This window comes from Kitasatospora sp. NPDC114501 (assembly GCF_055633695.1).
Genome location: NZ_JBVKDS010000022.1, coordinates 32,703 through 54,441 on the forward strand (window position 1 = coordinate 32,703; position 21,739 = coordinate 54,441).

The window sequence follows — 21,739 nt, forward strand, 5'->3', positions numbered from 1 at the left end:
GGGCCCGGACAGCCGCGAAGGCCCGGAGCCGTGCGGCTCCGGGCCTTCGCGTGGAACGACTGCCGTCGATCAGTCCAGGTAGTCGCGCAGTACCTGGGAGCGCGACGGGTGGCGCAGCTTCGACATGGTCTTCGACTCGATCTGGCGGATGCGCTCACGGGTGACCCCGTAGACCTTGCCGATCTCGTCCAGCGTCTTCGGCTGGCCGTCGGTCAGGCCGAAGCGCATCGAGACCACGCCCGCCTCGCGCTCCGACAGGGTGTCCAGCACCGAGTGCAGCTGCTCCTGGAGCAGGGTGAAGGAGACCGCGTCGGCCGGGACGACCGCCTCGGAGTCCTCGATCAGGTCACCGAACTCGCTGTCGCCGTCCTCGCCCAGCGGGGTGTGCAGCGAGATCGGCTCACGGCCGTACTTCTGGACCTCGATGACCTTCTCGGGGGTCATGTCGAGTTCCTTGGCCAGCTCCTCCGGGGTGGGCTCGCGGCCCAGGTCCTGGAGCATCTGGCGCTGGACGCGGGCCAGCTTGTTGATGACCTCGACCATGTGCACCGGGATGCGGATGGTGCGGGCCTGGTCGGCCATGGCGCGGGTGATCGCCTGGCGGATCCACCAGGTGGCGTACGTCGAGAACTTGTAGCCCTTGGTGTAGTCGAACTTCTCGACCGCGCGGATCAGACCGAGGTTGCCCTCCTGGATCAGGTCCAGGAAGAGCATGCCGCGACCGGTGTAGCGCTTGGCCAGCGAGACCACCAGACGGAGGTTGGCCTCCAGCAGGTGGTTCTTGGCCCGGCGGCCGTCCTCGGCGATGATCTCCAGCTCGCGCTTGAGCTTCGGGGCCAGCTTGTCGGCGGCCGAGAGCTTGTCCTCGGCGAACAGACCGGCCTCGATGCGCTTGGCGAGCTCGACCTCCTGCTCGGCGTTGAGCAGCGGGACCTTGCCGATCTGCTTCAGGTAGTCCTTGACCGGGTCGGCGGTGGCGCCGGCGACGGCGACCTGCTGGGCCGGCGCGTCGTCCTCGTCGTCGTCGGAGAGGACGAAACCCTCCGACTCCTCCTCCGGAGCGGTGCCCTCGGCCTCGGTCTTGTCACCGGGCAGCGCGACGTCCTCGAGCAGCTCCTCCTCGCCGAGCAGCTCCTCGTCGCCCTTGGCGGCCTTGCCGGCGGCGGTCTTCTTGGCGGCGGCCTTCTTGGCCGGCGCGGCGGTCTTCTTGGCCGCGGCCTTCTTGGCCGGGGCGGCCTTCTTCGCGGGAGCCGCCTTCACCTCGGTGACGAGGCCGGTCGTCTCCTCGACGGTGATCTCGGCGGAGACGGTGGGAGCCGGGGCCGCGGCGGCGGCGACGGCCGGAGCCGCGACGGGAGCGCCGGGGGCGATCCGCACGGGCGGCTTGGTCGGGGCCGACGGAGCGGCCGGGGTCCGGGTGGTGACAGCCTTGGTGGCGGTGCGCTTGGTGGGGCTCTTGGCAGCAACGCTCTTGCGCTTGGCGCCGGCCGGTTCGGCCGCGCTGACCATGAGGTCCACCCCCTCCTCAATCAGCACCTGGTTGAGGCTGCGCATGACGTTCTTCCACTTGGTGACCGGGATCTGGTCCGCCTCGAACGCCTGGCGCACGTCGTCACCGGCGATCTGCCCCTGGGCCTTGCCCCGCTCGATGAGCGCCAGCAGAGCTGCGGACTCCGCGATCTCGGGGGGAAGCGAACGGGATGTGCTGGCCGACACGAACAACCTCTCGGACGATGAGTGGACTCGAACCCGTACCGGCCGCCCGAGCGGGCGGGGAAGGAGATCGCGCGCCGGGCGCGCGGTGTCGATTCCGACCGACTCGGGCTTGAGGACTGGGTTTGCAGGACGGCAGCAGCGCCGCGGACCAACACAGCATTCTGACATGTTGGAGTATTCCGGAGCTGCTTCCGCTCAGGACACATCGCTGCTACTCGTCAAGTGTTACGCATGGCCTTCGTGTCGCGGGTCACACCACCCGGCGTCCGCAACCCGGGGCCGCTTCCATCATCGCGCACTCGCGGGGCAAACCATTGTCATGAACAAGCCCTGGAATGGGCTCGGCTTTCCGCCGCCCGTTTTCCGGGCCCGCGTTCCCGGTTCGCCTCCCGGGGCCGACGGCCTCTGCCCGGCCTCGGCCCTCCCGATTCTCGGTCTCCCCCGGTCCTCGGTCTCCCCCGATCCTCGGCCTTCCCCGATCCTCGACCTCCCCCGGCCCTCGGTCTCCCTGGCCGCGGCCCTCCCCAACGCACGATCCCCCAGGGACCGGCCCGCGCCGACGGCACGCGGAGGCCCTCCGGCTGCGCCGCGCGGTGCGGCCGGAGGGCCTGGCGGAGCGGACCGCCGCCGTCCGGCGCCTCCGCTCGTGGACAGCCCGTTCAGCGCTTCCTGGGCCCGTTCAGTGCTCCCTGGGCGCGGGAACGGACGGCTCGATCTCGGGGTGGACGGTGAGCAGCGCCCGCATCGCGGCCTCGCCCGCGGTGCCGTCGCCGGCGCCCAGCGCGTCGACCAGCCGGCCGTGCAGGCTGACCGAGGACTCGGAGGGCCGCTCGCAGGAGATCGCCGGACCGCCCGAGACCTGGAGCGCGCAGGCGACGATCCCGGAGAGGTGCTCCAGCATCCGGTTGCCGGCCAACTGGAGGATCAGGCCGTGCAGCTCGGCGTCGGCCCGGGTGTAGGTGGAGAGGTCGGCCTGGGAGGTGGCGTGGCCCATGATCTCGACCAGCTCGACCAGGCGCTGCTGGACGTCCTCCCGGCCGTGGCCGGCGGCGAGCCGGGCGGCGAGCGGCTCGATCGACCAGCGGAGCTCGAACAGCTCCCGGCGCTGCTCGTCCCGCTGCGGGCCGAAGGCGCGCCACTCGATGATGTCCGGGTCCAGCAGGTTCCAGTCGCTCACCGGGCGGACCCGGGTGCCGACGTTCGGCCGGGCGCTGACCAGGCCCTTGGCCTCCAGGACGCGCAGCGACTCGCGGACGACGGTGCGGGAGACCTCGAACCGCTGGCCGATCTCCTCGGGCACCAGCGGGCGGTCGGCACCGAGGTCGCCGGAGACGATCATCTGGCCGAGCTGCTGGACCAGCTGGCCGTGCAGACCGCGGCCGCGGCTGCTGGTGGTCTTGCGGCCGACCCTGCCGATGTCGGACTCGGCGCCCTCCCAGCGGGGCGCCGGCGGGGTCGGCCGGTCGGCGTACGAGAAGCGGTCCAGGTCGCCGGGACCGTGGATCGGCCCATCGGCGGAACGGGCGGGGGTCATGGTGGGGTGCGCAAGGGTACTCACGCCTCATTTGTCGGCGATCCGCAGGCGTGGCTTGAGAATTCTCGTGAAAAGCACACGAAAGGGTGATCGACCGTGACTGGATAATTGACTTCTTATCAGGAAGAACCGCGCATTACGGTCACTGCTGGTCGATCTTGGAATTCCCGGGCAGGACCGCACCCGAGGGACAGCGCTGGGGCGGGGACGCCGTCCGGCCGGGGCAGGCTTCCGCGCGGGCGGCTCCGCGTGGGCCGCCTCCGCGCGGGCGGCCTACAGGGCGCGACGGCGGGCCTGGACGAGCAGGGCGGCGAGCAGCAGGAGCGCCGCGGGCACGGCGACGGCGGCGAGCAGGGCCGGATCGCTCAGGGCCGCGCTCTCGGCCGTCTCCTCGTACGCACCACCCCCGTACACCCGGACGTAGGCCCACTCGATCCCGGACTGGAACGGCAGCAGGTCGGCCGCCCGGGTCGGCCACGGCCTGCCCGTCTGGCGCAGCAGCAGGGCGATGCCGGACTCCAGCAGCGGCGGCAGGGCGCACAGCAGCAGCACCCCGGCGGCGGCGCTGCGGGTCAGCGAGGCGGTCAGCACACCGGTCCAGCCCGCCGCCACGGTGAGCAGGACGAAGGCCAGCAGCGCGGCGGGCACCCCTTGGCCGGCCACCAGTCCCAGCGGGGCGAACGCGCCCGGCAGGTCGGACAGCCCGGACAGCCCGGCACCGGTCAGCACCCCGGACACCCGGTCCGACAGCGCGGCCGGATCCGTCCAGGCCTCCACGGTGACGCCGTCCGGCAGCGCGAGGTGCACGGCGACCGTGTCGAGCAGCAGGGTGGCCAGCGCGAGCACGGCCGCCACCGGGCCGATCACCAGCAGCTTGGCCAGCAGCAGCCGCACCCGGCGCGGGAACGACACCTGCGAGGCCGGCAGCCCGGGGTAGCGCACCTCGTGCCCGTACGAGAGCGCGCCCAGCACCGCGGCGCCGAGCGCCGCGAAGGGCAGCGGGATCAGCGGGACGGCGGCGGTCAGCAGCCGCGCCCCGACGGGGGCCTCCAGCGGGCCCTCCGGGGCCTGGCTCGCCAGGACGGCTGCCACGGCGGCATCGCCGAGCAGCACGGCGGCGAGCAGCAGCCAGGTGGAACGCAGGCCGCGCAGGCGGCGCAGCTCGTAGGCCAGGACACGCACGGTTCACTCGCTCCGGTGGTCGTCGGGGGTGGCGGGGGCTGCGGAAATGGCGGGGGTGGTGGGGGTGGTGGGGGTGGTGGGCTTGGGGGTCCGAGGGGCGGAGGCCCGGACGGCGGTCGCGCCCGAGGCGGGGCGGCGGAGGCGGAGGGTGTCGTCGGTGGGCAGGTCGCCGGCGCTCCTCCGACGGCCGAGGGGCCAGACCCGGGCAGGTGTCAGGGCCGAGGCCTGGACCGGGGTCGGGATCGGGGTGGGGGTGGGCGCCGGGGCGGGCACGGGGGCCGGGTCGTCGCGGAAGAGCCGGTCGACGGCGACGGTCGGGGCGGGTCCGGCGGTGGCGTCCGTGGTGCCGGTCCCGGACTCCGCGGCGGGCTCGGGGCGGCGACCGGCCGAACCGAGGGCGGGGAGGGCGGCGGCGGGGAGCGCGGCGGCCACGGACACGGCGGGCAGGGCGCGAGTGGGCAGGGAGCCGTCCTGCCGGGGGCGGCGGAGGGGGCTGCGCTTGGGCGCGGCGGCGACCTCGGTAGCGGCGCTGGCGACGGAGCCGGCTTCGGAGGCAGTGGCGGAGGTAGTGGCAACGGCCGGTTCGGCCGGGGCGGGGGCCGTCGCGGGCTCGGCCGGGGGTGCCACCGCTTCGACCGCGGCGGGCTCGGCGGCCGGTTCGGCGGCCGGTTCGGCGGCCGGTTCGGGAACCTGACGGGCGGCCGACGTCGGACTCGACTCCTGGACCGGCTCCGGGCGCGGGTCGCTCTCGGCTTCCGGGTGGAGGCGGAGGTGGCCGGAACGGCCCGAGCCGACCGGCAGGACGACCCTCGGCACCGGCTGCTCGACCACCCGGTCGGCCAGCTCGTGCAGCAGGATCCCGTGGCGGTAGGCGAGTTCACCGATCTCGGTGCGGTCGATGCCGGCCACCGCGAGGCCCACGCTGCCGTCCCGCCGGACGTCCGCGCCCTGACTGACCAGCAGGTCCGCCAGCCGCGCCATCTGCGGTCCCCGGACGGCCACTTCGGGGCTGAGCCTGGTCCGCCGGAACTCCGCGACCGGCTGGTCGGCCACCAGTCGGCCACGGTCCAGGGTGACCACCCGGTCCGCGAGCTGCGAGGCCTCCTGCGGGCTGCGGGTGGTGACCAGGACCGTTCCACCGGCGCCGCCGAAGGAGCGCAGGAAGGAGTGGAACCACTCGACGTTGCGCGGCGACAGGCCGTCGGTGGGCCCGTCCAGCAGCAGCGCGCCGGGGTCGCCGAGCAGGGCGGTGGCCAGGGCCAGCCGGCGGTGCATACCGGGCGAGAAGGTGCGCAGCCGCTGCCCGGCGACGGTGGCCAGCCGGGTCTGCTCCAACAGTTCGTCGGCCCGCCGGGCCGGAACGCCGACGGCCGCGGCGAGCATCCGCAGGTGCCCGCGCGCCTTGCGGCCCGGGTGGCCCGCCACCGCGGCCTCCTCGGTGCCGGGCAGCAGCACCCCGACCTCGCGTTCGGGGTGGCGCAGCCTGCGGTAGGGGCGGCCGCCGAAGAGCGTGACGCCCTGGCCGCGTTCGAGTTCGAGCATCAGCCGCAGCGCGGTGGACTTCCCGGCCCCCTCGGCACCGAGCAGCGCGGTCACCGTGCCGGGCTTGGCGTCGAAGGTCAGATCGAGCAGCGCGGGCGGAGCGCCCCTGCGATAGACCTTGGTCAGTCCGGTGATCTGGATCATCGCTGGCTGCTCCCATGCCCTCGGCCGACCTGCTCGACGCGGAGCACCCCTGACGGGCGGGCATGCACCCGCGCGGCTCCGCGCCAGCACATTAGGGGGCGGCGACGGCTATTCCGGGCATTACGGGAACGGCACGGGCCAGCCGACTGCCCACCTCACCCGATCAGGGGACAATCCGATCCTGCGATTCACGGGCGGTCGGCCCGTTCCGGGGCGTCGACTCCTTCGGCGGGATCGGTGTCATCGGCGGTTTCGGCCACTTCGGCGGGGATCGGGGGATCGGGGGCTTCGGCCGGGCGGAGCCCGGTGCCCGGCGCAGGGTGCGGCCGCTACCGAGGGGGCCAGGGCGGCGGCGGGAGCTGCTCACCGGCGCACCGCGCGTGGAACCCGTCGACCGCGGCCCGGCCCTCGACCGTGATCTCGCCCACCCGCTCCCGCTCGGCGGCCAGCCGTTCCTGCACGGCGGCGATCGCCTCGGGCGCCGCGTGCTCGGCCTGTAGCGCGGCCAGCTCCCGCTCCGTGGCGGTCGTGGTCGCGTCCAGGCTCCGGTAGTCCGCCGCCAGCCCCTCGATGAGGGTTCGCCGGTCGGCGCAGTCCTTGGTGGCCATCACGGGGCTCCCGGGGCCGGAAGGCCTCCGGCCCGGCGGCCGGAGCGTCCACCCTCACACTCTGCGCCGCCGTCCGGGGGTCCGCAGCCAGGCCGGGCCATTCGGTCGTTCAGGGCCGCGCTGCGGTGGGACGGCGGCCCCGCTCCGGGCGGGCCGGGCAAGGGGGCGGCGGGGCTCAGGACTCCGGACGGAGCATGGGCGGATTGAGGACGGTCGCGCCGCCCGCGGTGAACAGCTGGGCCGGGCGGCCGCCCTGACGGGTCGTCGTGCCACCCGAGGGCAGCAGGAAGCCGGGGGTGCCGGTGACCTTGCGATGGAAGTTCCGCGGGTCCAGCACCACGCCCCAGACCGCCTCGTAGACCCGGCGCAGCTCGCCGACGGTGAACTCGGTCGGGCAGAAGGCGGTGGCGAGGGAGGAGTACTCGATCTTGGAGCGGGCGCGTTCCACGCCGTCGGCGAGGATCAGACCGTGGTCGAAGGCGAGCGGGACGCCGTCGGTCGGGTTGTCGCCGAGGAGTTCGCCGACCGGGGCCCAGCGGGCGCTGCTGGCGTCGCCGCCGGCCCGGGGCGTGGGCAGGTCGGGGGCGAGCACCAGGTAGGCGACGCTGACGACGCGCATCCGGGGGTCGCGCTGCGGGTGGCCGTAGGTGGCGAGCTGCTCCAGGTGGGCGCCGGCCGCGCCGGGGCCGACCGCGTCGTGGCCGGGGGCGGTGTGGGCGCGCAGGCCGGTCTCCTCGGCCAGCTCGCGGGAGGCGGCCTCGGCCAGGCCCTCGTCCGGGCGGACGAAGCCGCCGGGCAGCGCCCAGTACCCCTGGAACGGCGGCTCGCCTCGTCTGACCAGCAGGGCGCAGAGCGAGTGGTCGCGCACCGTCAGCACCACCAGGTCAACCGTGACAGCGAACGGGGGGAAGGCCGACGGATCGTAACGCGACATGGGCACGATCATAGTCGTCTCTCTGACGATAAGCACAGGCCGTGCATGGAACGCGCAGGGGCCTGTGCCGCCCACCCGGCCCGGCGTGGCCCGCCCACGGCCCGCCGGGGCCGGGGCGGGCAGGCCCGGTGTCGGTGACCCGGTGTCACCGGCACCGGGTCACCGATGCCGGACGGACACCGGGTCACGGTCGCCCAACCACGGATGCCCGATCACGGATGCCCGATCACCGATGCCGGAGCACGGACGCGCGGCGTCGGGCTCAGTGGGCGACGAGTTGCAGGTCCGTGGACGCCTCCTCCACCATCGCCACGCCGATCCGGCTCACCCGGACGGAGAAGGGCTCGCCCGCCACCCGCAGGCCGGTCAGCTCCAGCTCGCCGAGCGGTGCGGTGCTGGCGGGGCGAACCAACACCCGGCCGCCCGGGACATCGGGCCGGACCCCGGCGAGGGCGAACACCGCGTACGCGGCGCCGGCCGCCGAGACCGCTGCCGGGCGGCAGGCCGCCGGGTGCGGCACCGGTGGGCAGCCGGGGATGCGCTGCTCCCCCGCGTACATCTCCGGCAGCCGCCCCTCGAAGTGGGCGCTCGCGGCGAGCAGGCCCTCCAGCAGGGTGCCGGCCTCGTTCTCGTGACCGGCCTCGGCCAGCCCGGCGACCGCCAGCGCCGTCTCGTGGACCCGTACCGCACCGCCCCGGTGGCCCAGCGGGTTGAAGCGGGGGGACTTGGCGCTCAGGGTGCGCAGGCCCCAGCCGCTGTCCAGCTCGGGCGCGACCAGGCGCTGGGCGAGCAGCCGGGTCTGCTCGCGGTCCAGCAGGCTCTCGTGCCGGCCGCCGTCGACGGCGAGCCCGGTGTCCAGCAGGTGCACCAGGGAGGAGGTGACGACGGGCAGCGGCTGGCCGCCCGGGGCCAGCCCGGCCGCGGGGCGGCCGCCGGACAGGTCGTCGACCCAGAACCGCTCGCGGAAGCGCCCGCGAAGCGCGGCGGCCCAGCCGCGCCAGTCCTCGGCGCCCGGTCGGCCGAAGGCCTCCAGCAGCTCGGCCCCGTGCAGGGCGGCGCGGTGGGCCTGCGCCTGGACCTCGGCGCGGGCGGGGACCGGGTGGGCGGAGCGCTCCTCGGCGGGGCGGCTCAGGTCGGTGACGAAGCCGTCGGCCAGGCCCTCGCGCAGGGCGGCCAGGGCCCGCTCGGCGGCCGGGAGCAGCTCGGCGACCTCCGCCGGGGGCAGGCCCCAGCGCCAGGCCTCGGCCAGCACGGTGACGAACAGCAGGGTGGCCTCGGTGGCGGTGCAGGTGGGTGGCAGCTCGGGACCGCCGTGGCGCAGGGCGCCGGGCAGCAGGCCCTCGGTGCGGCCCGGGGCGGGGACGAGCTGCTGCCGGCGGGCCAGCGCCCGGAGGGTGCCGGCTGCCAGCCGGGTGCCGAGCGGCAGGGTCAGCCGGGCGGCCCAGAGCGCGTCGGCCGGGGCGAGGCCGAAGCGCCAGGGCGCTCCGGAGGCCGGGTAGAGGTCGGTCGGGCGGTCCGGGTCGGCGAACAGCAACCCGCCGAGGGCGTCCAGTGAGCGGGAGACCAGCAGGGCGGCCCGGGTGTCGTCGCTGCGGACCTCCGGCTCGGACCAGGGCAGCGGGACGCCGGTGCCGCGGCCGCCCGGCGGGCGCGGGCCGCCGGCGGCGCTCTCCAGCTCGGTGTGCAGCTCGACCGACCAGCGGGCGCCGGGCTGGACCTCCAGATCCCAGCGGAGCACGCCGGCGCCGGCCAGGACGGCGTGCGGGGAGGGCTGGGCACTGACCACGGCGTTGTGCACCGGGCCCGCCCAGCGCAGCCCGGCGGACTGCACCTGGCCCGGCAGGTCGGGCTGGCGGTGCCCGGCGGCGATCTCGGCGACCGGGCCGAGGTCGGTGCCGAGGGCTATCTCCAGCGGCAGCCGGGCGGGCCGCGGACCGGTGTTGCGCACGACCACGGTCTCCACGCCGTCCGCGTGGCGCAGCCGCTCGACGGTGAGCGCCGGGTCCGGGTCGAGGTCGCCGGGGAGGCGGACGGCACCGAGGAAGCGGGCCTGGGCGGTGCTGGTCAGGGTGCCCTGGAGCGGCAACGGCTCCATCCCGCCGAGCCGCAGCTCCATCCGGGCGAGCACCCGGACGCCGTTGCGGTAGAAACCGTGCAGACCGTGGCCGCGCAGCTGGCCGTCGGGGCCGGAGGCGGCCATCGCCGGGGCGTTGACGCAGATCACCGCGTGGTGGACGGCGGGCGGTTGCGGTCGTGGTGGGGCCGCGGGGCGGCCCGGGCCGAGTGGTGCGCCTGCGGGCCCGGTCCCCTGGACCTGGTCGGGGCGGCCCACCGGCCTGGGCGGCGCGCCGACCACGCTCTCGGCCGGCATGGCCTGTGGTGGCCTCATGGCGGTCACCGGACTCTCCTCCCCTCGGCGGTCCGGTGGCCGGTCAGGCCGGTGGGCCGCGAGCATGCTCGATCGCGTGCTGATGGTGCCGGGCCGACGGGGCCGTCCCGCCGGCGGTGTGCCGTGTCTGGCCGTACCCGGTGGCGGGTCGTGCCATGCGGTGCTCGGTACCGGGCCGGTACCGCGCGCCGTGCCTTCGTTCCGGGGGCCCTCACCGCGCCCGGCACGGCGTCAGGTCCGGCGCCCCGGACTGCCGGTGACGCCCTTCTCCCCCGCGGCCCGCGCCCGCCCGGCCGTCCGAGCGTCCGGCCCCGTGGTGGCGGCCGGTCGTGGTGCCGCACACGGCCGCCGACCGCTGCCGTTACCGGGCGGCCGGGTCCGTACCGCGCGGCGATCGGCCCGTCCGAATCGGGCGCAGGCCCCCGGGGTGAACGCCGCGCACCGCCGCCAGGTCACGCCCCGCCGCTGCGCCGCTGGTCGGGCGGCCCCGCTCGGTGGTCGTACCGCGTCCGTCGGAACGGAATCGGGGCCTCGTCACGGGCGCGTCGCCGCCTGCGGTCCGGGGGCGGCGCCCCGCTTTTCGGGCCGCCGTCGGACCCGCTCGGGCCGGGCGTCGGCCGGGGTCGGCCGTCCGGTCGGGCGGACGGGGGCGGTCGAACCGGCGCTCGACCGCCGCCAGGATACGGTGCGGGGGTCGCGGCCCCGCACCCGGTGACCCCGTGAACCGCGACGCCACCGCTGTGACCAGCAGAGACCGAGGAGTTGCATGTCCACCATCAGCCGGCTGCCCGGGATTGTCACCACCGACCACGTGTTCCAGCTGCCGCTCGACCACGCCGCCCCGCAGGGCGAGCAGATCGAGGTGTACGCCCGCGAGGTGGTGGCCGCAGGCCGCGAGCGGGACGACCTGCCCTGGCTGGTCTTCCTCCAGGGCGGGCCCGGCGGCAAGGCCGCCCGCCCGCTCGGCCGGGACTCCTGGCTGGAGCGCGCCCTGGACGACTACCGGGTGCTCCTGCTCGACCAGCGCGGCACCGGGCGGTCCACCCCCGCGACCCGGCAGACCCTCGCCCGGCGCGGCGGCCCGCAGGAGCAGGCGGACTACCTGGCCCACTTCCGCGCGGACTCGATCGTCCGGGACGCCGAGCTGATCCGTACGCGGCTGCTCGGCGCCGACCGGCGTTGGAGCGTGCTCGGCCAGAGCTTCGGCGGCTTCTGCACCCTCACCTACCTCTCCTTCGCCCCCGAGGGCCTGACCGAGGCCTTCATCACCGGTGGTCTCGCCGGCCTCGGCAGTTCGGCCGACGACGTCTACCGCGCCGCCTACCCGCGGGTGGTCCGCAAGAACGAGGACCACTACGCGCGGTTCCCGCAGGACGTCCAGGCGGTGCGCCGGATCGCGGCCCACCTCGCGGACTCCCCCGCGACCCTGCCGGACGGCGGGCGGCTCACCGTCGAAGCGTTCCAGATGCTCGGTCTGCTGCTCGGCGGCGGCAACGGCTCCGGCACGCTCCACTACCTGCTGGAGGAGGCCTGGGTGGAGGGCCCGGCCGGGCCCGAGCTCTCCGACACCTTCCTGGCCGGCGCCCAGGCCCAGCTCTCCTTCGCGGGCGGCCCGCTGTACGCGGTGCTGCACGAGTCGATCTACGGCCAGCGGTCGGTGGACCAGGGCGGCACCGCCTGGGCGGCCGAGCGGGTCCGCAAGGAGTTCCCGCAGTTCGACGCCCGGGCCGCGCTGGAGTCCGACGCCCCGGTGCTGTTCACCGGGGAGATGATCTACCCCTGGATGTTCGACACCGACCCGGCGCTGCGCCCGCTGAAGGAGACCGCGGACCTGCTCGCCGCCCGCACCGACTGGCCCGACCTGTACGACCGGGCGCGACTGGCCGCCAACACCGTGCCGGTCGTGGCGGCCGTGTACCACGACGACATGTACGTGGACACCGCCGACTCGCTCGAGACCGCCCGTGCGGTGCGCGGCCTGCGGACCTGGATCACCAACGAGTGGGAGCACGACGGCCTCCGGCTGAGCGGCGGCAAGGTGCTGGACCGCCTGATCAAGATGGCCCACGGCGAGGCGTAGCGGCCCGCGGGTCGGCCCGGCCGCACGGACCGGCTCAGTGCGCACGGTGACCCCCTCTCGTCGCCCGCCGCACGCCCCGGCAGCGGTGGAGGCCGGTGCGGGCCGCGGCAGACGAGCACGCCGCGGCCCGACCGAACCGCAGGCCCCGGACGGACCGCTCTCCGACCGCCCGGGTGTGCCCCGGCGTCGCGGCCCGTCCGGGTGCCGCCAGCAGGGCGACCGCGCCGGCGCCGCCGCCGTCCGGCTCCGGGCGGCCTTCGCAGCCGTCCACAGCTCCCGGAGTCGGTTCGGCCGACCCCGGAGCCGACGACGAGCCCTTCCGGCGACCGCCCCTGCGGTGCCGCCGGGGGCCGCCCGACCGCGACGGCCGCTCGCCGGCGGCCCCGCCCGCACCCGGCACGGCGGGGCCGGGGCCCGCATCGCCACGGGGCGGCGCGCCGTCGGCAGGCGGCGCCTCGGCGTTCGGCGCTCCGCCCGCCGGGGGCCGCGGTCCGTCGGCCGGGGCCGCCGCAACCTCGGGCTCCTCGCGCCGTCGTCGCTGGGCCTCGACGGCGGCCAGCAGGCCCTGGGGCGTCATGCCGTCGTTGAGCGACTCGTAGAGCAGCTCGGCCAGCAGGTAGCCCGGGGCGAGCCGCAGGACGTGGCCGAGCACGACCCGGGCCGTCGCCGTGTCCCCCGCGACCCAGGACGTCCAGGCCAGCAGCGTCAGCGGGGCCACCGCGCAGCCCTCGTACGGCGGCACGGCCCGCCGGGCGAGGAAGCGCCAGAGCCGCTCGGCCGGGGCCAGCTCGCCCGGCCGGGCGTACTCGACGCCGCGGTCCCGCACCAGGCGGTCCCGCAGGGCGAGCAGCAGCTGTGCCGTCCGGTCCGCGTCGAGCTCCCTGGCCCCGGCCTGGAACTCGGCGACGGCCTGGTCGAGCAGGGCGATCCGCTGCTCCCGGGCGAGGGCGTCCACGGCCTCGGCCCGGGCGAGCGCCTCGCGCTGGGCGGCGGCCACCGGCGGGCCGACCGGATCCAGCCCGCCGATGATCGCCTTCCGGCTGCCGCGCGGCGCCAGGCCCGCGACCGTCGCGGCGGCGGCCGCCGGACCGGGGTCTGGGCTGCGCCGCACCGGGTTGCCCGCCGCGTCGCAGCACCCGTCGCCGCGGCAGAGGAAGGACCACCAGCGGCCGTCCGAGACGCACAGCGACTCCTTGACGGCCACGCCCCGGCGCCCGAAGGCCGCCCGGAGGGCCTCCGCCAGCGGCCGCAGCCCGTCCACCACCGGCGGAGCGTGGGCCGCGCCGGGATCCTGGCAGAGGTAGAGGAGCACCTGGAGCGGCCGGGCGCCGTGCCGCTCGGAGAGGGCGGTCAGCAGGGCGGCCGTCTCGTCCGCGGCGGCCGGCCACTGCGCGGGCGACCGCGGCAGGTCCGCCCGGATCACCCCGCCCTGGTGCAGGCCGGGGCCGTGGAGCCCGACCGCGACGATGCTGTCGTCGGGGTAGAAGCCCAGGAAGTACGGAAGCAGCTCGGCCATGTCGGCCGGACCTCGCATGACGACCGGCCGGTGCTCGGAGGCCGGGCCGAGGGACAGAATGACGTGTTCGTTGTTCATCGCGTTCATGGCCGCAACAGTGGACGCAATCCGCGGACGATGCCGGAACCGACCCTTTTCCTGTGGATAACTCCGCCCCCGAATTTCCCTTCGCCCATTCGGAGCAGGCGACACTCCCTCCGACGAGTGGATTTCGACCGCCGTTCAGCGGACCAGCGGATGAAATACACCCCGCCTTCCCCCGCTTCCCCTCCCCTGCATTCGTCGCTTGTCGGCGGTACGGGGTTACATGGACGCCATGCAGCAGCCCGACACCCACACCACCGCCACCGCCGCCGACCGCGCCGAGGTCCGGGCGCGGGCCGAGGCCGTCCTGCGCGAGCTCGCCGGCCCCGCAGCCACCCTGCGCGAGGACCAGTGGACGGCCATCGAGGCCCTCGTGGTCGACCGCCGCCGCGCCCTGGTCGTCCAGCGCACCGGCTGGGGGAAGTCCGCGGTCTACTTCATCGCCACCGCCCTGCTCCGGGCGCGCGGTTCCGGGCCGACGGTGATCGTCTCGCCGCTGCTCGCCCTGATGCGCAACCAGGTCGAGTCGGCCGGCCGGGCCGGCATCCACGCCCGCACCATCAACTCGGCCAACACCGACGAGTGGGCCGCGATCCAGGAGGAGGTCGCCGCCGGGAAGGTCGACATCCTGCTGGTCAGCCCCGAGCGGCTGAACAACCCGGACTTCCGCGACCAGGTGCTGCCCGAACTCGCCGCCTCCACCGGCCTGCTGGTGGTCGACGAGGCCCACTGCATCTCGGACTGGGGGCACGACTTCCGCCCCGACTACCGCCGGCTGCGCACCATGCTCGCGGACCTGCCGCCCGGCGTCCCGGTGCTGGCCACCACGGCGACGGCCAACGCCCGGGTCACCGCGGACGTCGCCGAGCAGCTCGGCACCGGCGCCACCGACGAGCACGCCCTGGTGCTGCGCGGGCCGCTCGACCGGGAGAGCCTCACCCTGGGCGTACTCTCCCTGCCCGACCCGGCGCACCGGCTCGCCTGGCTGGCCGACCACCTCGACCGGCTCCCCGGCTCGGGCATCGTCTACACCCTGACGGTGGCCGCCGCCGAGGAGGTGACGGCCTTCCTGCGCGAGCGCGGCTTCCCGGTGGCCTCCTACTCCGGCCGCACCGAGGACGCCGAGCGCCGCACCGCCGAGGCCGACCTGCTGGCCAACCGGGTCAAGGCGCTGGTCGCCACCTCCGCGCTCGGCATGGGCTTCGACAAGCCCGATCTCGGCTTCGTGGTGCACCTCGGCTCCCCCAGCTCGCCGATCGCCTACTACCAGCAGGTCGGCCGGGCCGGGCGCGGAGTGGACCGGGCCGAGGTGCTGCTGCTGCCCGGGCGCGAGGACGAGGCGATCTGGCGCTACTTCGCCTCGCTGGCCTTCCCGCCGGAGGAGCAGGTGCGCCGCACCATCGACGCACTGGCCGAGGCCGGCCGGCCGCTCTCCACCGCCGCCCTGGAGCCCCGGGTGGACCTGCGCCGGGCCCGGCTGGAGACCATGCTCAAGGTGCTCGACGTGGACGGCGCCGTCCGCCGGGTCAAGGGCGGCTGGACGGCCACCGGCCAGAGCTGGACGTACGACACCGCCCGCTACGCCAAGGTCGCCGCCTCCCGGGACGCGGAACAGCGGGCGATGCGCGACTATGCGGCGGGCACCGGCTGCCGGATGGAGTTCCTGCGCCGCCAGCTGGACGACGAGCAGGCCGCCCCCTGCGGCCGGTGCGACAACTGCGCCGGGCCGCTGCACACCCCGGACGTCTCCGCCGAGACGCTGGCGGCCGCCCGGGCCGCGCTCGGCCGCCCGGGTGTGACCTTCGAGCCGCGCCGGCTCTGGCCGACCGGGATGGACGCGCTCGGGGTGCCGCTCAAGGGCCGGATCCCGGCGGGCGAGCAGGCGGAGACCGGCCGGGCGCTGGGCCGGCTGTCCGACATCGGCTGGGGCAACCGGCTGCGCGCCCTGCTCGCCGAGCAGGCGCCCGACGTGCCGGTGCCCGGCGAGGCGGTGGACGCACTGGTGGCGGTGCTCGCCGACTGGGCCCGCGGTCCGGGCGGCTGGGCCGGGCCCGCGACGACGGAGGGCGCCCGGCTGGAGCGGCCGGTCGGCGTGGTGACGATGGCCTCCTCGACCAGGCCCCGACTGGTCGGCAGCCTGGGCGCGCGGATCGCCGAGATCGGGCGGCTGCCGATGCTCGGCCGGATCGAGTACGCCGGCGGTCTGGCTCCGCGCGGCGCCCGCAGCAACAGCGCCCAGCGGCTGCACTCGCTGGCCGGCGCGCTGGTCCTGCCGCCGGAGGTGGAGCAGGCGGTGGCGGCCGCCAACGGGCCGGTGCTGCTGGTGGACGACCTCGTCGACTCGGGGTGGACGGTCACCGTGGCCGCCCGGCTGCTGCGCCGGGCGGGGGCGAGCGCGGTGCTGCCGCTGGTGCTGGCCGTGCAGGGGTGACGGGACGGCGGAACGCCGCCGAAGACGCCCTCCCGCTCACTCGAATGGCCTAACAGAAAGGATCAGACGAAGCGATTTCGATCACAGCGGTCGAGCGACCCGGGAAAGGAGTGGCCACCATGTCGATGACGGTTCACCCTGCCCTGCGGGCTTTGTGGATCAAGGCCCGGAGGCACGTCCGCGGTGCTCGGTCCCCCGTGGAACATATCCGGCAGACCATGGGCTATCGGATGGCGTTCATCATTTCATCATTGCCGCTCCGCCCCCGATGCCCCGAGAATTGGGAGGTACCCGAAACCCGGTCCGCTGGACCCGTCCTTCGGCGCACCCAGGCACCCGCCTGCCCACGGGTCAGGAAGGAGGATCGTGATCAACGGCATCGACCGAGGTCAGAATCCCTTCTCCGGGAGGCCGGAACCCAGACGGGTGCTGGACCTGGAGGCCTGGACCGCCTCGGGGATCCCGTTGCTGCGCGACCCCCGCGAGTTCGTCCTGGAACTGCACCAGCGCCACCTGCCCCAGCCGGGCACCGTCGTGGTCGCCGTCCTGGACGCGCTCCACCACCTCGTCGCATCGGCCTCGTTCACCCCCTGGCCGCACGACACCGACGGCTGGCAGCACCGCAACGCGCTGCTGACGCACCTGCGCCGGATCATCCCGCACGACCTGCGACTGCCCGAGCCGACCCGGACGGCCGTGCTGCTGCGCTGCCGCGACGGCGCGCCCGGCTGGACGGAACAGGACGGCGCCTGGATGTGGGCGCTGAGAGACGCGTCCGCGCTCCACGGACTGCGCTGCGGCTCGTACATCGGACTCACCCCGGCGGGCTGGCAGGTCCTCGGCGACGGGCGGAGCGGACGCAACCCGCACGCGGGCTCGTGGGCCGACGGACCGGTGCACACCGTGACGGAACTGCCGCCGCGCTCGGCGCTGGACGCCCCGCGCGGCCAGCGCACCCGCCAACTGACGGCCGACCAGGCGACGCACGGCGAGGGCGCGGCGCGTTCCCCGCAGTCCGAGCCCCCGTGGGCCCAGGCCCGGGTCGCGGCGGCCGAACCGACCCGCCGCACCGGCACGCGCTGAATCGGCGGCGGCAGAACCGGCCCCACCGGGCCGCCGGCCGTCGGGGCCGATCGCCGACCGTCGAGGACCGCGCGCGCACCCACGGGACGGGCCGCAGACGAGCCTCGGGACGGACCCCGGGGGGAACTCCGGGACGGACCTCGGGCCCGGAGCCGTACGGCGGCGCCGGGCCCGAAGTGGACGACTGTGGTCAGGCCTTGACCGGGCGGCCCGGCGCGGCTCCGGCCGTGCCCGCGCCGGCGACACCGGCGTCGCCGCAGACCACCAGCAGGGCGGTCGCGTGGTCGAGCGCCTTGGCGTACGCCTCGGCGGCCTTGGCGGACGGTCCGCCGTTGACCACCAGGACGACCGCCTCTCGGCGGACCGGGCGGGTCAGCGCGGCGTCCGCGTAGAACACGTCCCCGCCCTCGGCGAGCTGCGCCCAGTAGCGCTCCTCACCGAAGGAGAGTTCGTGCTGCTGCCAGGGGTGCGCCTCGCCGACCGTCAGCACCAGGATGTCGCCCGGGTTGCGGCCGGACTCCAGCAGCAGGTCGACCGCGTCGTCGGCGCGCTCCACCGCCTGCGCCGGGGTGGCGGCGATCCGCTGGACCTCCACCTGCGGTGCGGCGGGGGCCGGGCGGCGCGGCGCCGGCCCCGGCTTGGGGATCAGTCGCGGCGGGCCCGGACGGGCGGCGCGCGGCGGGGCCGGACGCGGGGGCGCCGGGCGGGGGCCGGGCACCGGCGCCGGGGCGGCGGCGGTGGTGGTTGCGGTGGCAGGGGCTTGTGCGTCCGACTCGCGGGGGAAGGGAACGCCGGGGCCCGGGATGCTCTCGTGAATCTCCGGCTCCTCGGGGAAGACAGGCATACCCGGATATCTATCAAATGCCGGTCGGGCGCGCACGGGCGCCCCACCCATTGGGTACACGTCTCCCGCCGCCCCCCGCCGGGGCAATTCCAGACGGACCGTCAGAAACCGAGCGCCAGCTGCTCGTCGGCGGACCCCCGGCCGTCCCCCGCGATCTCCCGAACCCGCTTGAGATGACGCCACTTCGGCAGCGCGTCCAAGTACGCCCAGGAGAGCCGGTGGTGCTCGGTGGGGCCGAGCTCCTCCAGCGCGGCGCGGTGCACCGGGGACGGGTATCCGGCGTTGTCGGCGAAGCCGTACTCCGGGAGCCCCTCGCCCAGTTCGGCCATCAGGCCGTCGCGGTGGACCTTGGCGAGCACCGAGGCGGCGGAGACGCAGACGCAGGACTGGTCGCCCTTGATCACCGTGCGTACCCGCCAGGGGCCGCCGAGGTAGTCGTGCTTGCCGTCCAGGATCACCGCGTCGGGTTCGACCGGCAGCGCCTCCAGCGCGCGGACGGCGGCCAGTCGCAGCGCCGCCGTCATGCCGAGCTCGTCGCACTCCTGCGGGGATGCCTGCCCGAGCGCGTACGCGGTGACCCAGTCGGCGAGGACGGGGGCGAGCGCGCGGCGGCGCAGTTCGGTGAGCAGCTTGGAGTCGGTCAGCCCCTCCGGCGCCTTGCGCAGACCGGTGACGGCCGCGCCCACGGTGACCGGCCCGGCCCAGGCGCCGCGTCCGACCTCGTCGAGACCGACGACGATCTTGGCGCCGGCCCGGCGGAGCGAGCGTTCGACGGAGTGCGTCGGGGGGACGATGGGCATGGCGGATTCCGTTCAGCGGGGGCAGCCTCCAGCCTAAGCCAGCCCCACGACCGCCGGATCCGCCTCCGCCGGCGGGAGGGGCCTCCGGCAGCCCGGGCCCGGCGGGCAGTCCGGGCCCGCCTGGCGGCACGGGCTCGCCCGGACCCGCCCCGGCCGACTCAGGCCCGGCACTCCCAGTCCGGCGACGGCCGGCTCAGGCCCGGATCATCGGCTCCAGCACCTCGTCCACCAGCCGGCCGGCGAAGCCCGGCCCCAAGCTCTCCACCCCGCGGACCTTGACGTGGTAGAGCAGCACCGCCGGGATGACGTCCGCCACCAGCGGGGTGGCCGCGCTGGGCCGGACGTCGCCGCGCTCGGCGCCGCGGCGCAGGATCTCCAGGATGGTCCGGGCGGTCGGTTCGATGACCCGGTCGGTGATGAAGGCCTTGAAGACCTCGGCCCGCTCGTGGTCGATCTCGCCCATCAGCGCGTTGAGCGCGGAGCCCACCCGGGAGGTCATCGCCTGGGTGAACCCCTCGATGAGCTGGCGGAGTTCATCACATGCGGACCCGAGGTCGGGGGTGTCGTAAGGCCGTGGGAGAGTGGCGTCCAGGGCGTCGATGACGAGTTCGTCCTTGGACGCCCAGCGCCGGTAGAGCGCGGCCTTCCCGGTCCGCGCCGCACCGGCGACCCCTTCCATGGTCAGCCGCGCGTATCCGCCGGAGGTGAGCTGGTCGAGCGCGGCCTCGAAGATCGCGTTCTCCAACTCCTTCCCCCGGCGTCGCGCCGGCCGCGTCAGGGCCTGGTGGGCGGCCCGCACCGGACAGAAGGCCGGTTCGGCGCCCCGCTCCGCATCCGACCCGAACCGCGGCTCCGCACTCGCGCCGGTGCTCGACCCCGCGGCCACCGCCCCGGAAGCCGGCACCGTCGAACCGCCCACCGAACCATCCGACGAACCATTCGACGGACCATCGGTCGAACCACCCGCCGGCCCATCCGCCGCCCCACCTCGCGACCGACCGGACCGGTCCGCCACCAGGCGCCGCACCAACCGCTCCATCGCCACCATCCTTAAGGAACGCTTGCGTTCACAATCACGGCCAGGATATCGTCCCGATTAGTGAACGATCCCGTTCCTTCCCGGCCTGCGCAAGGGCGCAGCGCCACGCCCGGACCGGCGACTCCGCCGGACCCCGCACCACCGAGCTCATAGCCAGCAGGGGGCACATTCGTGGCTATCTCCGACACGCTCAGCAAGAACTCACCACCACGCACGAGCCAGGGGCGGGGCAAGGGCATCACCCTGACCGTCATCGCGGCCACCCAGCTCATGGTGGTCCTCGACGCGACCATCGTGAACATCGCGCTGCCGCACATCAAGGACGCCCTGAGCTTCTCGACCACCGACCTGTCGTGGGTCATCAACGCCTACACCCTGACCTTCGGCGGGCTGCTGCTGCTCGGCGGGCGCGCGGGTGACATCCTCGGCCGCCGGCGGGTGTTCGTCTTCGGCACCCTGCTGTTCGGGCTGGCCTCCCTGCTCGGCGGTTTCGCGCAGGACAGCACCCTGCTGCTGGCAGCCCGCGCGCTCCAGGGCATAGGTGGCGCGATCTGTTCCCCGACCGCCTTCGCGCTGATCGCCACCAACTTCGACGAGGGGCCGGAACGCAACCGGGCGTTCGGGGTGTTCTCGGCGGTGGCCGGTTCGGGCGCCGCGATCGGCCTGCTGGCCGGCGGTCTGCTCACCGAGTACCTCAACTGGCGCTGGGTGTTCTTCGTCAACGTGCCGATCGCGATCCTGATCGCGGTCGCCGCGCCGCGCTACATCGCCGAGTCCGAGCGCCACCCGGGCCGCTTCGACCTGCCCGGCGCGTTCACCTCGACGCTCGGCCTGGTCGGCCTGGTCTACGGGTTCATCCGGGCCGCCTCGGACGGCTGGTCGGACAGCATCACGATCGGCTCCTTCGTGGCCGGCGCGATCCTGCTCGCCGCCTTCCTCGTGATCGAGAGCCGCACCGACCAGCCGATCACCCCGATGCACCTGTTCGCCGACCGCAACCGCACCGGCGGCCTGGTGATGATGCTCTGCCTGGCCGCGGCCATGTTCGGCATCTTCTTCTACGTCGTGCTGTTCGTGCAGGGCCCGCTCGGCTACAGCCCGCTGATGGCCGGCGTCTCCTTCCTCCCGATCAGCGTCGCGATCATCATCGCCGCGCAGATCGCGTCCAACCTCCAGGCCAAGTACGGCCCGAAGCCCTTCATGGCGGGCGGCGCGCTGCTGGTCACGGTCGGCCTCACCTGGCTGACCCAGATGAGCAAGGACAGCGGCTACCTGGACGGGGTGCTCGGCCCCACGGTGGTGTTCGGCTTCGGGATGGGCTTGATCTTCGTCCCGGTGATGCTGCTCTCCGTCGCGGGTGTCCCGGGCGAGGAGACCGGAGCCGCCTCCGGCCTGCTCAACTCGATGCAGCAGATCGGCGGTTCGCTCGGCCTGTCGATCCTGACCACGGTCTTCGCGCACTACGCCACGGCCGAGTCGGCCGTCCAGCTGCCGAAGTTCATGGAGAGCGCGACGCCGGAGCAGCTGGCCTACCTCCAGCAGCACCACGAGTTCCCGCAGGGCACGGACGCCGCCAACACCGTGCTCACCCAGGGCATTTCGCACGGCTTCATCGTGGGCGCCGCGCTCGCGGCGGTCGCCCTGCTGGTCGCGGTCTTCGCGATCAAGGCCAAGGCCAGCGACCTGCCGAGTGACGCCTCCGCCGTCGCGATGCACTGACGCCGCCACGGCGAACCGACAGCGGCAGGGCCGGCCGGGAGCAGCACGCTCCCGACCGGCCCTGCCGCTGTCCGCGGGTCCGCGGCTCTGCGGG

Annotated in this window: 15 protein-coding genes; 4 read left to right on the plus strand and 11 right to left on the minus strand. The window is 75.1% G+C overall.

The features are described 5' to 3' along the window. Positions 1-69: 69 nt before the first annotated feature. From ACZ7RU_RS33375 to ACZ7RU_RS33405, 7 genes are all read right to left on the minus strand, one after another. Complete coding sequence (locus ACZ7RU_RS33375; RefSeq protein WP_470344728.1) at positions 70-1,722, minus strand: RNA polymerase sigma factor; 1,653 nt, start codon at positions 1,720-1,722, stop codon at positions 70-72. Between the two features lie 673 nt (positions 1,723-2,395). Beyond that, positions 2,396-3,274 carry a FadR/GntR family transcriptional regulator gene (locus ACZ7RU_RS33380; protein WP_470344729.1) on the minus strand — a complete coding sequence of 293 codons (879 nt, stop codon included), beginning with the start codon at positions 3,272-3,274 and terminating at the stop codon, positions 2,396-2,398. Between the two features lie 249 nt (positions 3,275-3,523). Beyond that, positions 3,524-4,432 carry a hypothetical protein gene (locus ACZ7RU_RS33385; protein ID WP_470344730.1) on the minus strand — a complete coding sequence of 303 codons (909 nt, stop codon included), beginning with the start codon at positions 4,430-4,432 and terminating at the stop codon, positions 3,524-3,526. A gap of 3 nt (positions 4,433-4,435) precedes the next feature. Then, the gene (locus ACZ7RU_RS33390) at positions 4,436-6,118 is read right to left on the minus strand and encodes an ABC transporter ATP-binding protein (RefSeq protein WP_470344731.1); all 1,683 of its coding nucleotides are present in this window, start codon (positions 6,116-6,118) and stop codon (positions 4,436-4,438) included. A gap of 329 nt (positions 6,119-6,447) precedes the next feature. Then, on the minus strand, positions 6,448-6,726 hold the full coding sequence (locus ACZ7RU_RS33395) for a hypothetical protein (RefSeq protein WP_470344732.1): 279 nt from the start codon (positions 6,724-6,726) through the stop codon (positions 6,448-6,450). Between the two features lie 175 nt (positions 6,727-6,901). Next, positions 6,902-7,660, minus strand: a complete 759-nt coding sequence (locus ACZ7RU_RS33400; RefSeq protein WP_470344733.1) for an NUDIX hydrolase — start codon at positions 7,658-7,660, stop codon at positions 6,902-6,904. Positions 7,661-7,922: 262 nt separating this feature from the next. Continuing rightward, a complete protein-coding gene (locus ACZ7RU_RS33405) occupies positions 7,923-10,049 on the minus strand; it encodes an amylo-alpha-1,6-glucosidase (RefSeq protein ID WP_470344785.1) in 2,127 nt (708 codons plus the stop codon). 766 nt (positions 10,050-10,815) lie between these two features. Between ACZ7RU_RS33405 and ACZ7RU_RS33410 the strand changes: the two genes are divergently transcribed. Then, entirely contained in the window at positions 10,816-12,129 is a 1,314-nt protein-coding gene (locus ACZ7RU_RS33410) for an alpha/beta fold hydrolase (protein WP_470344734.1), read from the plus strand. Positions 12,130-12,163: 34 nt separating this feature from the next. Here the strand turns inward: ACZ7RU_RS33410 and ACZ7RU_RS33415 are convergent, their stop codons facing one another. Beyond that, on the minus strand, positions 12,164-13,732 hold the full coding sequence (locus tag ACZ7RU_RS33415; RefSeq protein ID WP_470344735.1) for a DUF4192 domain-containing protein: 1,569 nt from the start codon (positions 13,730-13,732) through the stop codon (positions 12,164-12,166). A gap of 229 nt (positions 13,733-13,961) precedes the next feature. On the opposite strand from ACZ7RU_RS33415, the gene ACZ7RU_RS33420 reads away from it, so the two are divergent. Both ACZ7RU_RS33420 and ACZ7RU_RS33425 read left to right on the plus strand, forming a co-directional pair. Continuing rightward, entirely contained in the window at positions 13,962-16,160 is a 2,199-nt protein-coding gene (locus tag ACZ7RU_RS33420) for a RecQ family ATP-dependent DNA helicase (protein ID WP_470344736.1), read from the plus strand. A 426-nt stretch (positions 16,161-16,586) separates the two neighbouring features. Continuing rightward, a complete protein-coding gene (locus ACZ7RU_RS33425) occupies positions 16,587-17,243 on the plus strand; it encodes a hypothetical protein (protein ID WP_470344786.1) in 657 nt (218 codons plus the stop codon). A gap of 190 nt (positions 17,244-17,433) precedes the next feature. On the opposite strand, the gene ACZ7RU_RS33430 is transcribed toward ACZ7RU_RS33425, so the two are convergent. The 3 genes from ACZ7RU_RS33430 to ACZ7RU_RS33440 all read right to left on the minus strand — a co-directional run bounded on the left by ACZ7RU_RS33430 (position 17,434) and on the right by ACZ7RU_RS33440 (position 19,632). Then, positions 17,434-18,087 (minus strand): hypothetical protein, encoded by a 654-nt coding sequence (locus ACZ7RU_RS33430; protein ID WP_470344737.1) that lies wholly within the window; start codon positions 18,085-18,087, stop codon positions 17,434-17,436. Between the two features lie 101 nt (positions 18,088-18,188). Beyond that, positions 18,189-18,887: a ribonuclease HII gene (locus ACZ7RU_RS33435; RefSeq protein ID WP_470344738.1), complete on the minus strand. Its 699-nt coding sequence runs from the start codon at positions 18,885-18,887 to the stop codon at positions 18,189-18,191. A gap of 193 nt (positions 18,888-19,080) precedes the next feature. Continuing rightward, positions 19,081-19,632: a TetR/AcrR family transcriptional regulator gene (locus tag ACZ7RU_RS33440; protein WP_470344739.1), complete on the minus strand. Its 552-nt coding sequence runs from the start codon at positions 19,630-19,632 to the stop codon at positions 19,081-19,083. Between the two features lie 465 nt (positions 19,633-20,097). Between ACZ7RU_RS33440 and ACZ7RU_RS33445 the strand changes: the two genes are divergently transcribed. After that, positions 20,098-21,645, plus strand: coding sequence for an MFS transporter (locus tag ACZ7RU_RS33445; RefSeq protein WP_470344740.1), 1,548 nt, complete (start codon positions 20,098-20,100; stop codon positions 21,643-21,645). Positions 21,646-21,739: the final 94 nt, after the last annotated feature.